The sequence below is a fragment of the Allomuricauda sp. CP2A genome (genome assembly GCF_001683915.1).
In the GTDB taxonomy this organism is placed as follows: Bacteria; Bacteroidota; Bacteroidia; order Flavobacteriales; family Flavobacteriaceae; genus Flagellimonas.
In genome coordinates this window covers 21,828-38,675 of sequence record NZ_LXTT01000130.1, presented here as the reverse complement: position 1 = coordinate 38,675, position 16,848 = coordinate 21,828, and the positions used below count along the sequence as shown (strand labels likewise).

General features: G+C 42.7%; 7 protein-coding genes. 1 reads left to right on the top strand and 6 read right to left on the bottom strand.

Going from position 1 to position 16,848, the window contains the following annotated elements:
• The first annotated feature begins 35 nt into the window (after positions 1-35).
• Entirely contained in the window at positions 36-3,749 is a 3,714-nt protein-coding gene (locus A7D14_RS15090; RefSeq protein ID WP_067036424.1) for a metallophosphoesterase, read from the top strand.
• Here the strand turns inward: A7D14_RS15090 and A7D14_RS15085 are convergent.
• The 6 genes from A7D14_RS15085 to A7D14_RS15060 are packed head-to-tail and all read right to left on the bottom strand — an operon-like array spanning position 3,746 to position 16,656.
• Positions 3,746-4,609, bottom strand: a complete 864-nt coding sequence (locus A7D14_RS15085) for a hypothetical protein (protein WP_067036753.1) — start codon at positions 4,607-4,609, stop codon at positions 3,746-3,748. The genes A7D14_RS15090 and A7D14_RS15085 overlap by 4 nt on opposite strands.
• Positions 4,606-5,505 carry a GyrI-like domain-containing protein gene (locus A7D14_RS15080; protein ID WP_255307472.1) on the bottom strand — a complete coding sequence of 300 codons (900 nt, stop codon included), beginning with the start codon at positions 5,503-5,505 and terminating at the stop codon, positions 4,606-4,608. Before A7D14_RS15080 ends, A7D14_RS15085 begins: the two co-directional genes overlap by 4 nt.
• A gap of 19 nt (positions 5,506-5,524) precedes the next feature.
• Complete coding sequence (locus A7D14_RS15075; RefSeq protein ID WP_067036421.1) at positions 5,525-6,856, bottom strand: vanadium-dependent haloperoxidase; 1,332 nt, start codon at positions 6,854-6,856, stop codon at positions 5,525-5,527.
• A gap of 8 nt (positions 6,857-6,864) precedes the next feature.
• Entirely contained in the window at positions 6,865-10,104 is a 3,240-nt protein-coding gene (locus tag A7D14_RS15070; RefSeq protein WP_067036418.1) for a VCBS repeat-containing protein, read from the bottom strand.
• Positions 10,097-13,441 (bottom strand): VCBS repeat-containing protein, encoded by a 3,345-nt coding sequence (locus A7D14_RS15065; protein WP_067036415.1) that lies wholly within the window; start codon positions 13,439-13,441, stop codon positions 10,097-10,099. Before A7D14_RS15065 ends, A7D14_RS15070 begins: the two co-directional genes overlap by 8 nt.
• On the bottom strand, positions 13,438-16,656 hold the full coding sequence (locus A7D14_RS15060) for a VCBS repeat-containing protein (protein WP_255307471.1): 3,219 nt from the start codon (positions 16,654-16,656) through the stop codon (positions 13,438-13,440). Before A7D14_RS15060 ends, A7D14_RS15065 begins: the two co-directional genes overlap by 4 nt.
• Between the last annotated feature and the right edge of the window lie 192 nt (positions 16,657-16,848).

Genomic DNA, 16,848 nt, shown 5'->3' with positions numbered 1-16,848 from the left:
CAAAGTACAAAATTTTGGATTCAACCTCATGGCTTATGAAGAAACATTACGCGTTCATTCTCTTGTTGGCAATGATGTCTGGCTGTGCCACCTATGAGGCAAAATATGCCGTTCCTTCCACTGATGAATATACTTTTGAAAACAAGGAAGTTGAGCATACCTTTTATTTGATCGGTGATGCGGGTTTGTCGCCCGCCGGGGAATTAAATCCAGCATTAAAGAAATTTAAATCGGTTTTAAGCAAGGCCGATTCAAACAGTACCGCCCTTTTTTTGGGAGACAATATTTACCCTGCCGGTTTTCCCGATAAAGAGAATGATCCCGAAGGGCACGAACAATCAAAACATTACTTGAATGCCCAATTGAGCAGCGTTGAATCCTTTAAAGGGCGGACGGTTTTTGTCCCCGGCAACCATGATTGGTACAGCAACGGGTTGGAGGGACTGGAGCGGGAGGAAAAATATATCCAAAAAGCATTGGACAGCAAGGATGTCTTTCTTCCCGACAATGGATGCCCCATAGAAGAAATCGAGATTAGCGACAATATCCTGGTGCTGGCCATAGACACAGAATGGTACCTGACCGATTGGGACAAGCACCCGACCATGAACGATAAATGCGAGATTAAAGATCGGGAACGTTTTTTTGAGGAGTTGGAAAGCGAGATCAAAAAAAATCTGGATAAGACCATTGTTATCGCCCTCCATCATCCTATGTTCACCTACGGAACCCATGGTGGGCAATATTCCTTTAAACAGCATATATTTCCCAGTGGGGGAGGTTTTCCGCTTCCTGTTTTGGGAACAGTGGCCAATATGTTACGGCGGACTGCTGGGGTTTCTGTGGAGGATTTGTCCAATAAAAAATACAATGAGCTCAGAAAACGCATTCTGACCCTTTCGCAATATTCAGACAAGGTGATTTTTGCTTCCGGGCACGAGCATACCCTTCAATATATTGTGGAATCGGGAAAACCACAGATTGTAAGTGGGGCCGGGGCCAAAACCGGGGCTACGCGACTATTGAACGGAAGTAAATTTTCCACAGGGGAAATGGGTTTCGCCATTCTCAAAGTATACAAGGATGGGTCGTCCAGTGTTGGTTTCCATGGAATTGAAGAGGGCAGAAATAAGGCAATGTTCACCACCGAGGTATTGCCGCCGGATAGATCTACCCAAAGTGTATCCCTGCCCGATGATTTTCCTGCCTACAAGGAAGCTTCAGTGTATACCGAGGAAGAAATTGATAAAAGCGGTTTCCATAAATGGTTGTGGGGAGAGCGGTATAGAAAATATTATGCCACCAAGGTGAAGGTGCCAACGGTTCGCTTGGATACACTTTTTGGGGGGCTTACGGTAGTGCGGAAAGGAGGAGGAAACCAATCCAATTCGTTGCGGTTGGCAGATAGGGAAGGTAGGGAATATGTGATGCGCGATCTTCGCAAAAGTGCCGAACGATACCTGCAGGCCATGGCTTTCCAAGACCAATACATTATTGGGCAGTTTGAAGATACTTACACAGAAGATTTGTTGCTGGACCTCTACACTGGGGCCCATCCGTATGCAGCGTTTACCATAGCCCAATTGTCCGATGCGGTTGATATTTACCATACCAACCCAAAGTTGTACTACGTACCCAAACAATCCGTTTTGGGCGATTTCAATTCCGATTTTGGCGATGGACTTTATATGATTGAGGAACATGTATCAGATGGGCACGATGATTTGGAAAGCTTCGGGAAAACCAAAAAAATTGAAAGCACATACGATCTCATCAATAAACTGCGGGAAGATGAGGAATACAGTATTGACCAGAGGGAATATATAAAGGCCCGCTTATTTGATATGCTGCTGGGCGATTGGGACCGTCACGTAGATCAATGGCGATGGGCCGAATTTAAAACCGAAGACGGCAATAAAATTTATAAACCCATTCCTAGGGATAGGGATCAGGTGTTTTCCCGGTGGGGCGATGGATTGATTATGGAATTTGGTTCAAGATCAGTTCCTGCATTACGGATTTTTGAAGGGTTTCATGATGAGATCAGAAGCGTAAAAGGATTTACCTCTTCACCAAGGACCTTTGCCTTGGATATGGCCCTACTTTCTGAAACCAACATGGAAATGTGGGTGGACGAAGCCAAGTTCCTTCAGCAGCATATTAATGAAAATGTCATTGATGAGGCTTTCATGGCCTTTCCCGAAGAAGTAAGGGACGAAACGGTCACCCTAATCAAGAATACGCTATTGGCCAGAAAGGAAAATCTGGTGGAAACCGCAAAAGAATATTTTTCCATACTCAACCAATACAGTGTGGTTACGGGAACGGACAAGGATGATTATTTCAGCATCAATTCCCTAGAAAATGGAAGCATTGAGGTGATGGGTTACCGTATTAAAGGTGGGGAAAATGCTGATATTTTCTTCCAAAAAGTCTACCGGCCCGAGTTCACCAAAGAAATTTGGGTGTATGGTTTGGACGATGATGATGTTTTCGATGTCAATGCCAAAAATTCCCAGATAAAAATCAGGATTGTGGGTGGACAGAACAATGATGTGTACAAGATTGGAGAGGAGTCGAAAAAAGTGCATGTTTATGATTTTAAGGCCAAAAAGAACACCTATGAAGAAGCCTTTGGAGGGAAAATTCACCGTTTGAACGATTACGAGACCAATACCTACGAATTTCTGAAAATCAAGGCAAGCAATAACCAATTTTTGCCCACCCTTGGGTTCAATCCAGATGATGGTTTTAGAATTGGACTGACCGATACCTATACCTTTAATGGCTTTCGGCAAAACCCATTTACACAGCAACATACCTTCAACGCGGCATTTTACTTTGCCACAAATGGATTTTATTTAGGATATAAAGGGGAGTTTGCCAATGTGATCGATAAAGTGAACCTAGAGATTCACGCTCGGTTCACCAGCCCTAATTTTACCTTGAACTTCTTCGGTTTTGGTAACGAGACGGAGAATAATGATGATGACGAACCCCTTGGCTTGGATTATAACCGGGTTAAGCTACGGACATTGAAATTGGCACCTTCATTGGTGTGGCGTGGGCATTTAGGTTCCAAAGTACGTGTTGGGGCTTCTTATGAAGATATTGAGGTTGAAGCCACGGGAGATAGGTTCATCAATGAGTTCTATGTTGAAAATGGCGAGGAACGACACCAAAGGTTCTTGGGTGTGGATGCGGAATATACCTATTCAAATACGGATAATGAAGCTTTTCCCACTTTGGGGATGAGTTTTGCATTAGAAGGAGGGTATAAAACCAATTTGCAGGAATCCGGTAGGTCATTCGGATATATCATACCCAGTTTGTCGGTGGACCATAAACTGTGTTCCAATGGAAGATTGGTCCTTGCCACAAAGTTAAAAGGGCACCTTAATATTGGGGACGATTTTGAATTTTATCAAGCCGCCAGTATTGGGGGGAATGATGGGTTGCGGGGCTTCCGATTTCAACGTTTCACGGGAAAGACCTCGTTTTATCAAAGTACAGACCTACGTTACAGTTTTAGGAGTCGTAAAACCGGATTGTTGCCCGTAACCCCGGGAATTTATGGTGGATTTGATTATGGCCGTGTTTGGTTTCCTGAAGAGGACTCGGACAAATGGCACAATTCCTACGGAGGGGGAATTTTTGTGAACGGAGTTGATGTGCTTACCGCCAATTTTGGGTTGTTCAATAGTACCGATGGTCTCCGGTTTGCCTTTGGGGTAGGGTTCGGGTTCTAGTTAGAGTTGATGGAAAACGAGTAAAGACTGCCTCCCCCGGTTCTCTTGTTTTTTTCATCGGCAATCAAAAGTGTGCTATCATCATAAAAGCAAACCGATTCGATCTGGGTTCGGGTTTGTAGATCAATGATTTTGATGGATGATTTAGTAAAATCGGGAGTACTGAAATCGGTCAGCATAAACACAAAACCATAAGTTAATAGGGCAATGGTTTTGCCGTCGGGTGAAATATCGGCCCCAGTTACCGAGCAGTGGTCTTGACTTTTGCATAAGACCATTGAACCCAAGAATTCAGCATCGTACTTGCCTTCAACATCAGGAACCCGATACATTAAGGTTTCACCGGTATAGGGCCGTGTGCGGTTCTTGGTAAAGATGTACAAATGACCATTCCAGTGAAAAACTCCCTCTGTATCAAAGAGCAAACTGTCTTTTTTGGGCGGAAAATCCTTTTGTTCAGGGTAATGGAACTCAATTTTTTCAGCGTTGGGTTCCTTTTTCTTTAATTCAGAAGCAGAAACCTTATATATGGTCAAGTTTTTTCTGGCATTGGCATTGTTTCCAAAATCGCCAATGTAGAGATTGCCATCTTTGTCCATGGCCAAATCTTCCCAATCCTCATTTTTGGCATGGTCAATTTTAAGGTCTTTGATGATATTACCCTTCTTGTCCACCTTGTAGATTTTGTCCTTGTTACCACTGTCCTCAATGACCCAAATGTCTCCATGTCCCATACTGATTCCAGATACTTCACGGAGCTTGGAAGGGAAATTGCCCAAATGGTTTAACTGACTGTATTGGGTTTTTTGTGCGCATCCCTGTGCAAAAACCAAAATCAAAACAAGAGCAAGTCTGCTCATTCGGATTCCTTTATGGGCATGTAAACCTCTGTTCTCCATTCTATTTCGTTCCCTCCCATGTTAGGATTGTTGAAAAAGACCTCAATGGGTTTTTTTTCTACAGGGATGTTGTTTTCTTCAGCATAGTTTAAAAGTGCGTACCATGCCCTGTCCGAGGTTACATAATTTCCATTGTAAACCGCTTTCAATGCCGGTTTGCCAAAGATTCTTTTGTAGGTAATGCTTGGGTGTATCGGTAATTTTTCGGAACGAATAATTGGGAAACAAAAATTATAGGATAATGTATTGGCCTTTAAGTCCCAATTTTCTACTTCCAAAAAAGGAGGCCCATTGGGTTCTGCACCATTTTCAAATATGGTAGAGTTTAGATAGGAATAATTAGCCATGATACCACCTGCTTTTTCCACTGGTTCTGTTGTCAATGAAACGCATGCGCAAAATGTGGAGAAGAGCTCTTCCTCTCCCACAATTGAAACTTTAAACTTTTGAAGATGCTCATTTAAAAACTGATTAAAATCCAATAAGGTCTTTCTGGAACCTTTCTCAAAATCCGTATCGGAAAAAGGAATTTTGATTTTGTTCATCAGTGAGTGGTCCCTATCCTTAATGTTCACATCGATTTGGCTCAAGGAATCATGGATTTTGGTAATGTTCCATTCATAGATGTGAACGGAGTCATTGAAGGCCAAAGTTTGGGTAAAATCCTGCAAGCTTTCAAATTGCACTGGTGCCACGGTATCCATGGTCTTGTTCCAAGCCTTAACCGTTTCAAAAATGGTTCCCGGAAGGGCTTTTGCCTTAAAGCTTACCTGATAATCCTGTGGTTTTAGGAATAGATACCAAAACAAGGCAATCAAAACCAAAATAAGGGCCAGAATAGAAATTTTTCTCATCATAGATGGCAAAAATAGAAAATTACCCTCTAGTCATGTCAAGTTTATCAACAACATATGCTCCAAGGTCACGCCCTTGCTTAACACCCACTTCTATGGCAGCGCGATAATGAATTCCGCCGTACATTCTGCTTATGGCCGCTTCATCGGCGGCTTGCTTGAATGATGTGAAGGAACGAACGGGCAGTCCATAAGGTACTTCGGTATCATCATCAAAGGAAAAGTTGTCGCCAAAGATATCCGTAAGGGCTGTGGATGCGGCACCGGAGACCACGCTGTGGCCACTGGTATATTCTGGGAAGGGAGGGGTCTGCAACACAGGTTCCCAACTATCATCAATATACTCGTTGATCAAGGTTTCCGGACGTATAAGGTTGCTTCTGTATTTTTCATCCCAACAGCTAATAAATGCATCGGCTATGGCAATGGAAGTCTTGGTATAGGCATACGTGGTGGTGGCAAAATCCGTATCATCCTTTCTGCATGCAATTTTGGTGATGCCTATCCAGTGGGCCCCTGGGGTAATTTTTTTTGTGGCGAACATCAAATGTCCCCTAGTGACGGAAACATAGGGATTGCAATCCCAGAATTGGGCAATAGCAATTTCTTCGGACTTATCGCCTTTGCCGACCATACTTTTTCTAACCTCATATACTTCCATCAATTCTTTGTAAAAAGGCGAATCTTCTTCCATGGAAAAAGGAGGGGGCGGTATGGGTTTGAACTGTTCGGCAGAATCAATGGCAAATGGGCGTATTTTGCTCCAATGTGGCTCAAGACCACTCATGTACGCAGGAGGAGTGGGTTGCCAACGTGAGGGTTCCTCTGTGTCTACCGTGAACTTGGGCATGGTTCGCGTCTGTTTGTAATTGTCTTTGTCCATCCAAGCCCCAATGAAATCTGCCACTTCCAATCCGTAGGCTTTGGATGCATTGAACATGGGCTCATTCTTATCTGCCCAAAGGGTATAGAGGCTATCGCGAAATGCTTTGACCCGTTCTTCGGAGAAAATGAGTCTTCTGCTCAAATCTATATGGGCCACCAAGGCAGCCATTTCATAATTGATGTTCTCATCTGTTTTGGGATTTGGAATGTTCCCTAAATCATGGATTTGTCCTGCCAATGACTTATAACGATCATCTTTTTTGGCTATGATTTCATAAGCCGCGATATTGGGATACGCAAAAATTCGGCTTGCAACAGGGGGAGAGAAGATATCATGAATCATGACCTCAATGACTTTGTCCACAGATTTATGATAGTCTTCAGATGTTACGGTTATGGGTTCCTGCTTTTTTTGACAGGAAACAAAAACCAACAGTAGTGCTACCAGTAAACTAATTCTTTCTTTCATGGCCTTTTTTAATTATTGATTCTATATACTTGTGCTTTGTCGTTATTAAAAATGGCAATTACGTACTTTTTGCCATTTAGGGTTAATGTGTTTAAATGTCTCAACGATTTTTTGGTGAAATCCAGACCCAGTCCAGTTCCCAAAAGTATTTCATTTTCATTTTTCAGGAGTGCCCCAGGAAAGGAATCAAGTCGTCCGTGATAGGGCTTTACCCCAAAAAAGTTACCGCCCATCAATACTTCTTGGACTCCATCAGCATCAAAATCATCCACCAAAAATACCATAATGGGGGAAACTTGGAGTTCATTTTTGAATGGAACAAAAGTGAAAATCCCATCATTATTTTTTAAATATCCAGATTCGAGGGTGCTCACCTCCAAAAGCGTTGATTCTTTCAAGGTTTTCTTTCCAAACAATTCTTCCATGGTCTTCCCGGCAAAAGATTTATAAGTGGTGAACTCCTTCCTCAAATATACCAATTGCGATGTAAGCCCATCCAAGGTTTCCAAGGGATAATAAAGGCCATCTTTTTCCAAGGCCGTCACGGTTTCGGTTTGACCGTTATTATCAAAGTCATTGAAGTACAATTTCATCGGATATTTTTCAGAGGCCCTGAATTTTGAGTTGGTGCCCCAATTACCAAGGAGGTAATCCGTGTCACCATCCCCATCAATATCAAATGCAACTACGCTTTGCCAAAGCCCTTTTATATCCAAGGGATTGGTTTCGGTAAAAGCTCCATTCTTAAATTGAAGAAATCTGGGAGACATCCATTCTCCCACCAAAATCAAATCTTTGGTGCCATCCCCATTAAAATCGTCCCAAATGGCATCAGTTACCATTCCTTCGGAAAAAGGCACAAACCCATCAAAAATGGAAAAATTCCCATTGTTGTTTTCCAAAATATAGGATGTGGCGGGGGCTCCAAACTTAGCCGTAATGGTATGTCCTCCCACAAAAACATCCAAATCTCCGTCGTTGTCAAAATCATACGGTTTTACCACAGAGGCATTTTGGAAAAATTTGGGCAGCTCTGTGATTAAAAAACTGGAGTCTTTCTGAACGTAATAGGTTTCCAGCAACGCTTCAGATTTTCCAAAAAAGTCACCGCCACCACCCGTTACGAACAGGTCATTTTTTTGGTCGTTATTGAAATCGGCAATGGCTGCCGAAATATCTTCGCGAATGGAATCTTTGGCAATAGATTCAAAGCGTTGAGGTACAAAAGTAGAATCTTGTTGTAGATAAACTTTTGAAGGGACAAACTTTGATCCTCCCAAAAAAATATCTTCTTTCCCATCGCCATTAAGATCACCCAAAGCAAGTGCCGGGCCCCTGTCTGAAACTTGATAGGGAATCAGTTTTTCCCGGTTAAAATCGGTGTAATTGTCCTCCACATGGGTAAAATCTATGCCCAGATTATTGTTAACAGGCTCAAAAAGTCTTTTGGCGTTCTTGTGAAGTGATTTGTAATTGAATGGCCTTGCGTCTTCCGGTTTTACGGTGAGGGTTTGGTTTGTGGCGACATCTTTTAAGGTTTGGTAAGTCCTATCTGGCCAGATAATCCTGATGGAATCCACCTTTTGGATGGTTCCGTACCCAAAATGGATCATCGGTTCTGATGAAGCTTGAAATCCGCGGGTAGGGAACAATTCTTTGAATTGAAGCCCTCCGTTTTGATAGGAATACACTTTTGTACCAATTCCAAAGGTGTTCTTTGGGGAATACTGAAACTTTAATTTGAGATAATTTCCTTTTTTGGCAGCCTTGTTAATGTAAAGGGAAGCGGGCTGGTTGATATTGTTGGTGACCAGGTCAAGGTCGCCATCGTTATCCAAATCCCCCATGGCCGTAGCCCCAGAAATCAAAGTGTCTTTGGTGATCCAATCGCCGGACCTATCCTTGAATTTTAAATCCTGACTTCCTTGAAACACATAATTGTGCACATTCCCAGAGGGCATAAGATTCAACGCTTTTTGATCTACCAGTTTGGTGTTGTCTATTTTTTTCTGGATTTCATCACTCGAAACAAATTTGATGAAATCCAAATCATTGGGTCGTTTTGGAATCCCATTTGAAATAAAAAGGTCTTGTTTGCCATCCAGGTTATAATCCCCGAAGAGGGCACTCCAGCTCCAATCGGTTGCGGCTATACCGCTCATGAAAGCTGTTTCCAAGTAATTGCCATCGGGTTGGTTCACAAAAAGCATGTTTCGGGTGAACTGGTAGTGATACCCAAAACGGTCTACCCGAAGTTTTTGTGTTTGAACATTGTCATCGCCTTCGGAAGATTTCAGGGCGACTTCATCCTCGGGTAACATATCCAACGAAATAATATCGGGGCGCCCATCATTGTTGATGTCAGTGACATCATTTCCCATGGAAAATCGGGTGGTGTGGCCAAAATATTTTTTGAGGCTTTCCGTAAACGTGCCATCACCATTATTTAAATAGTAGTAATCGTCTTCATGGAAATCGTTGCCCACATAAATATCCGGGTATCCATCCTGATTGAAATCCGCAACGGCCAAACCGAGTCCGTATCCATTGATGCCCCCGTAAATGCCAGCTTCCTCACTGACATCCACAAACCGACCATCATCATTACGAAGTAATTTGTCCCCAGTTTCATAGCGGCGCTCAAAGCGTAGATCAAATCGCCCAAACGAGTTTTGGGTGTGCACGGCATGGTTTAGAAGATACAGGTCCAAGTCTCCATCCAGATCATAATCAAAAAAAGCAGCATTGGAGCTGTACGAGTCGAAATCCAGACCATATTGGGCGGCACTTTCGGTAAAGGTGTTGTCGCCGTTGTTGATGTAGAGCTCATTGAACCCATTGAACCCGTTTATCCCCACCACGGCACAGACGTAGATATCCAAAAACCCATCTCCGTTCACGTCGGCCATGGTTACCCCAGTGTTCCAAGTGCTATTACCCTCAATTCCAGCAGCACTTGAAATATTTTCAAAATTTAAGTCGCCTTTGTTGAGGTATAACTTGTTCTTTACTTGGTTCCCGGTAAAGAAAATATCAGGGAGGCCATCGTTATTGATGTCGCCTATGGAAACCCCTCCGCCATTGTAGAAATAGAGGTAGTCCAAAATACTGAGGTCTTCCGTTGTGGTCAATGTATTGACAAAGTCCACACCTGTCTTTTTTGGCGAAGGATTTTCAAAGAGACTGCCTTCTTTCTTGCAACTGGCAAGAAGAAGTGAGACCAAAACTGCTATTTTGAACTTATTCATCAATGGCAAAAATCTTTGGTTTATTGTTATTGATGGCCACAATTACAAAAGTTTTTCCGTTTTTGTCCTTGAATTGTTCCAGATATTTTACTTCATCCCTGACCTTAAATCCACTTATATCATAATTCTGCCATTCAAATCCAAGGTTGCCGTCGCCCAACAAAATATTGCCATGACTGGCATCCAGTCTTGAGAATTGCGGCTTGTATTCAAAATTATTGCCGGCCATGATCAGATCCAGGTTTCCGTCCTTGTTCACATCGGTGCAGGTAATGTCACAAACACAGGAAAGTTGTACCCGAGGGGGTAAATTTTGAATGGTAAACTTTCCACCGCCTTCGTTTATGGCAATTACCGATGCTGAGGTTTCCACCTTTTTCATGATGGCATTCTTTACCAATTGCTCTGGGAAAAGTTCATGGATGGTCCTGTGGGCATAGTCCGAAGCTTTCAGGTTTTGTTTTTTTAAACCGGGCAACTGCTCGGTGAGCTCTCTTTTTTGATGGATGGGATAATCACCCCCATCTTGCCCCAGGGTAACGATCTGTTCAATGGTGCCATTGTTGTCGTAGTCGTTTATCCACATTTTCATGGGGTTTTCCATTGAGGGTTTGTAATGGAGGTTCAACCCTTGGTTGCCCAAAATTAAATCCATGTCCCCATCATTGTCCAAATCTGCACTTTCCACAGTATTCCACCATCCATAGAGACTGTCTAGGGAAGAGGGCATTTTGGTAAGCCTTCTCCCCGTATTTTTGTAGATTTTTGGAGTGTCCCATTCCGCGGTCACGATCAGGTCCTTTTTTGAGTCCCCATCAACATCTACCCATTTGGAATCGGTTACCATTCCTGCATCCTTTAGGTCATAGCCCAATCGTTCGGTAACATTGGTGAAGGTGCCATCGCCCATATTTTCCAAGAAAAGATGGTCTGGCGATATGCCATATACGCCCACCACACTTCGGGAACCAATAAACACGTCCATATCGCCATCATCGTCAAAATCAAAAGGGGAGATAGTTGATACGTTCTTGAATGTTGATGGCAATTTAGTCTCCGATTTGGTGAAATTCCCATTGCCATCATTTAGGTACAAGCGTGGGATGTAGCTACGTTGTTCGCCTACATTGTTGCCCCCCGAACCTACCATGAGGTCAAGGTCACCGTCCCCGTCTGCATCAAAAAAGGCCGCTGCAACATCTTCAAACATTTGGTCTTCTTCAAATACCCTTGATGTTTTTTGGGTGATTTTTCCATTTCCGTGGTGCAGATAGATGGTTCCGGGCTGATTTCGGGCTCCGCCAATAAAGAAATCCTCATTTCCATCCCCATTAATGTCGGCCACGGCCAAGGAAGGACCTTCTTGGGACAGTTTTTGATAGATAAGCCCCTCGTAATCAAAATCGTTGTAATTGTCCTCTTGGTGGGCCACCGTTGTGGCAGTTTCCAATTCGGTCAGCAAGGATTTTTTGTTCTCTTTTTTGACGGGATTATAGATTTCGGTGGCATCATCATAGTTTAAAGTGATGATTTGGTTGGCCTTGACATTTTGGAGCTTTTGGGTATGCCGATCGGGCCAGACAACGCGAATTGAATCCAGTGCTGCTGTTTTGCCCAATCCAATGGTCATGCCATATTCCATTGAGGATTGAAACCCTCTTGACGGAATCATTTCTTGGTTGATGATGTTGCCATCAAAATAAAACTGGACCAGTGCACCCACACCAAATGGATTGGTTTTGGGCCCCTTGAATTTTAATTGAACGTAGTTGTTGTTCAGTTGGGTATCTGTATTGTTCTTATAAACAAAAGTTTCTGTATTGACATTGTTGATGACCAAATCCAGATCACCATCGTTGTCCAGATCCCCATACGCGGCCCCATTGGATCGTGAAGGCAGGTCAAAGCCCCATTCTTTGTTGGCATTTTTAAAGGAAATGTCCCCGTTGTTCTTGTAGGCGTAGTTGGGTTGGGGCTTTATGGGCATTTTGCTGATAATGGAATCAATGGATTCCTTTTTTCCGGTCAGTGCCATTTTTTGGACAATCTCGTTGGCAAAAAAGTCCACGAAGTCCAAATCGGTAAGGTCGTGGTTAATACCATTGGTAACGAAGATATCTTTTAGGCCATCATTGTCCATATCAAACATGAGTCCGGCCCAACTCCAGTCCGTGGCATCTATTCCACTGTAATAGGCCACTTCGGAGAAAGTACCATTGCCATTGTTGAGCTGCAATGTGTTCTGGATATATTGCTGGCCAAAATCCTTGCTTTGTTTGAGGTTAAAAACAGTATAGCCCTCAAATTCCATCACAGATTTTACCCTGTGTTCTTTTTCTGGAAGCATATCGGTGATGAAAATATCGTTATGCCCATCGTTGTTGATATCTGCAACATCTATCCCCATGGCAGAAAGGCTCAAATGTGAGGTCCAATCCTTGATTTGCTCCTTAAATGTGCCATCTTTTTGATTGATATAGAGATAGTCCCGCTCATAAAAGTCATTGGAGACGTAAATATCTGGGTAAAAATCGCCGTTGAAATCGGTGACCATCACCCCTAATCCAAACCCGATGAGGCTTCCATAAATACCGGCTTCCTCGCTGACATCCACAAATTTGCCATCGTCATTACGGAGTAGCATATCGCCCACACCTTTAAAAATATCGGGAACACCTTCCCAGTCCTGTGCGCGCACTTCACGTTGTTCGGCATAACCGAGACTGCTTACGGGAATGTTGCTGTTATTGAGAATATAGGCATCCAAATCGCCATCCTTGTCATAATCGAAGAAAGAGGCGTGGGTGGTAAAGCCTGTTTTGGCCAAATTATATTCATTGGCTCTCTCGGTAAAGGTAAGGTCCCCATTATTGATGTAGAGATCATTGTCGTGGTTGTTGCCCTCCATGTTTCCTGCATTACAGACATAAATGTCCAAGAGCCCGTCTTGGTTCACATCAACCATGACCACACCGGTGGACCAAGGTTTGTTCCCGGTAACTCCTGCAGATTCCGATATATCCTCAAATTGGAAATTGCCCTTGTTCAGATACAGGCGATTAGCCACCATGTTCCCTGTAAGATAGATATCTGAAAGGCCATCGTTGTTAATGTCGCCAATGGCAACGCCGCCACCGTTGTAGAAGTTTCTATACTTGAAAATATTGAAGTTCTTTTGATTCTCAACGGCGTTGATGAAGGTGATTCCAGTTTCTTCTGGAGGAAGCAAGGTAAAGAGGGTTTCAACGTTTTCCTCTGTTGCGTTATTTGATTCCTTGTTGGTGCAAGCCGCAAGGTGAATCAGAAAAAGGCATAGGATTACAGCTCTAAGTCTCATTTGTTGTTCTGTTTTTTGATTAGAAAAACGGGAGAATCGTTATTTAACGTGATGATGAGTTCTTCATTCCCATTTCTGTTTACTTTTTCAATCTTTCGGGCAGCTCCGGAAATATTGAGGTTCTCTTTCCAGTATATGTTGCCCTCTTCATCATTTTGTAGTACCAACCCATGCGAAGCATCTAATCTACCAAGTTGGGTACTTATCTCAAAATTATTCCCGACCATTAATATTTCATTAGTCGTTTTTTCATCATTATTATCAATGTAGATGTCATTGACCGTGGAGGATTGCACGATCAAAGGAAGTTCCTTGGGGGAGAAATTACCTTTTCCATCATTTTCAAAGTATGACGTTTCCAGCAGGTACACCTTTCTTTTGGCAGCTTTTTCCAGATTTTCCCTACCAAAGAGTTCTTCCAGGGATGCTTTGGCAAAATCTTTATAGAAAAGGAATTTTTTATTGAGAAAGGGCATTTGCTTGGCCAGTTCATCTTTAGATGAAAAGGCAGTTTCCTTGTCGCCATGGAAATGTGTCATCACGGTCTCGATGGAACCATTTCCATCAAAATCGTTGATATAAAGTGTAACAGGTTTGTCCAGGGAAGCATTGAACTTTGTGTTGAGGCCCCAATTGCCCGCCAAAATATCTTGATCTCCGTCATGGTCCATGTCGGCCAGTTTTATGCAGTTCCACCAGCCGTTGGTGTTGTCTAGTCCGTTCCCCGTTTGTTTTACCAATTGTTTTCCATTGTTCAGGAAGATGGTAATGGGGGTCCAATGTCCTGCAATGACCAAATCTACAAATCCGTTACCGTCCAAATCCGTCCACACAAAATCTTTTACATTGCCTATGGTTTCAAAATCGGGAGCGTAGGATGATGTAATGTCAGTAAAATTCAGGTTTCCATCATTCCTTACGATGTATTGCCTGGAAATTTCCCCAAATTTGGTGGGAACGGCATTGGAGGAGATACAAATATCTTGGTCTCCATCATTGTCAATGTCCACAGCCTCAACTTTGGACGCGTTGACTTCAATGGTGCCGAACAGTTTTTCTTTTTTTGAAAAGACCCCATTTTGATTGAGATAGATTCTAGGCTGCAAGGGTTTGCCTTTTGCGAATTCATTGCCCCCGCTGACCACGATTAAATCCAAATCACCATCCATATCGGCATCAAAAAACGCTTGGTCAATGTCTTCATTGATTTCGTCCAATTCAAACAATTCTTGCTGGGATTGACTAAAACTGCCTTTTCCATCTTGTAGAAAGAGAGCTGAAGCTTGTTTTTTTGCCCCACTGATAAAAAAATCATCGTAGCCATCTTTGTTGACATCACCTACTGTAAGTGAAGGCCCTTCATTGGAATAGGAAAAGGGAACCAAGGGATTTCTATCAAAATCCAGTGAAGGCTGCTCGTCGTGGACAAAGTCCAGTAGTTCTGTTTTGGCCAAAAATTGGGAATTACTTTTGGCAGGGGCCTCCTTATAATAGTTGCCGGACGCATCTTTGGAGGATACGGTCAAGGTTTTGTTTGCATGAACGTTGCGCAGGGTCTGAAACCTTCCATCTGGCCATATAACCTGGATGGAATCTATGATGCTGTCCTTGCCCACGCCGAAGTTTAGCCGGTTATCCTTTGCAGAGAGGAACCCCCTAGTGGCAAAATTTTCTTGTAGGGCCTTGTTTGATTTTTGATATACAATTGCTTTTGCTCCAATACCAAACCTGTTTTTTGGGGTGCCATCAAACGCTATTTTGATAAAGTTTCCCTCATTCAGCGTGTTTTCCAGAACAAAGGCCGATTCGTTGACGTTGTTCACCACCAAGTCCAAATCACCATCATTATCTAGGTCGGCATAAGCACATCCATTACTGAAAGATTCACTTTTTTGGCTCCATATATCGGTGACATTGGAAAAGGTCATGCCTCCATTGTTTTTATAGAAATAGTTTTGGACTTTTTTTGTGGGCAAATGGTCTATGAGTTCCATATCCTTGTCCGACAATCCTTTTTCGATGGTTTTTTGGATCTCTGTATTGGATATGTAGTTGATATAATCCATATCGTTGGTGACCCCTTGGATTCCGTTTGAAATAAAAAGATCTTTATACCCATCATTGTCAAAATCCGCAAACAGTGCGCCCCATGACCATTCGGTGGCATCAATGCCGCTCAAGTTGGCAATTTCCCCAAAATTTTCGCCATCCAAATTTATGTGTAGGGCGTTCTGCATGTACTGTGGGGCAAAGCCATTTTTAAGGTATTGTTGGTACACTGGATAAGGATATTCCAACCCCGATGTTTTGTAGGTTTCCAGATTTTCTGGGAGCATGTCAAGGGACAAAATGTCGGCAAGCCCATCATTATTGACATCTGCTATGTCATTACCCATGGAAAAGTGGGTGGTATGTCCCATTTTCGTAGGGTCTTGTGATATGGTTTCTTTAAAGGTTCCATCTTTTTGGTTTATATAGAGGTAATCGTTCTCAAAGAAATCATTGCCCACATAAATATCGGGATAACCATCATTGTTGATATCGCTTATGGCCAATCCCAGACCATAGCCAATGCTGCCTTGAAATATGCCCGCTTCTTTGGAAACATTCACAAAATATCCATCGTCATTTCTAAACAGGATATCGCCAGACATTGCATCTGTCATCTTTCTTTTGGTTCCTTTGCCATAGGAGCGGTTTGGATTTACTGAATGGTTCAACAGGTACATGTCCAAATCACCATCCAAATCGAAATCAAAGAAGGCAGCTTGTGTGGAGTAGCCTATAAAATCAAGCCCATATTTGACCGCGCTTTCCTCAAATGTGGGCACACCATTTGCATTTGTTCCTTTATTGATATAGAGCAGATTTTGCCCCCGAATGGAACCATGGTCCCCTACTTTGCAGACGTATATATCCAAAAGTCCATCATTGTTGATGTCGGCATGGGTAACTCCCGTGGTCCACCCAGAATCATTCTTAATATTGGCTGGGGCGGTGACATCCTTAAATTTAAAACCGCCCTTGTTAAGATATAGTTTATCGGGACCTTGATTGGATGTAAAATACAGGTCGGGCAAAGAATCGTTGTTAAAGTCTCCTGAAGCAACTCCGGCACCATTGTAGAAATACAGATAGTTGAGAATGTTGAGTTCGGGGGACGATTTCAGTGCATTGCTGAACGTTATTCCTGTTTGGGTTGGCTTTTTTTGCACAAACAAGGTTTTTGGTTCGTTCGAAGAACAGCTGAAAATCAATAAAACAACACCATAAGTTAACAGACGCAATCCTCTCATTTCATGTATCAAAAGCTAGGTTTAATATAGTTATTTCCATAGGAAACAGGGATATTACAACGACTAATGTTTGCCAAAAAAAGGGTTAATTTTTGACTAATCCGATATTGG

Excerpts from the sequence above, each read along its gene's own strand:
- A7D14_RS15090 (WP_067036424.1), top strand. The coding sequence starts at position 36 with ATGAAGAAACATTACGCGTTCATTCTCTTGTTGGCAATGATGTCTGGC.
- A7D14_RS15085 (WP_067036753.1), bottom strand. The coding sequence starts at position 4,609 with ATGAGCAGACTTGCTCTTGTTTTGATTTTGGTTTTTGCACAGGGATGC.
- A7D14_RS15075 (WP_067036421.1), bottom strand. The coding sequence starts at position 6,856 with ATGAAAGAAAGAATTAGTTTACTGGTAGCACTACTGTTGGTTTTTGTT.
- A7D14_RS15070 (WP_067036418.1), bottom strand. The coding sequence starts at position 10,104 with ATGAATAAGTTCAAAATAGCAGTTTTGGTCTCACTTCTTCTTGCCAGT.
- A7D14_RS15065 (WP_067036415.1), bottom strand. The coding sequence starts at position 13,441 with ATGAGACTTAGAGCTGTAATCCTATGCCTTTTTCTGATTCACCTTGCG.
- A7D14_RS15080 (WP_255307472.1), bottom strand. The coding sequence starts at position 5,505 with ATGATGAGAAAAATTTCTATTCTGGCCCTTATTTTGGTTTTGATTGCC.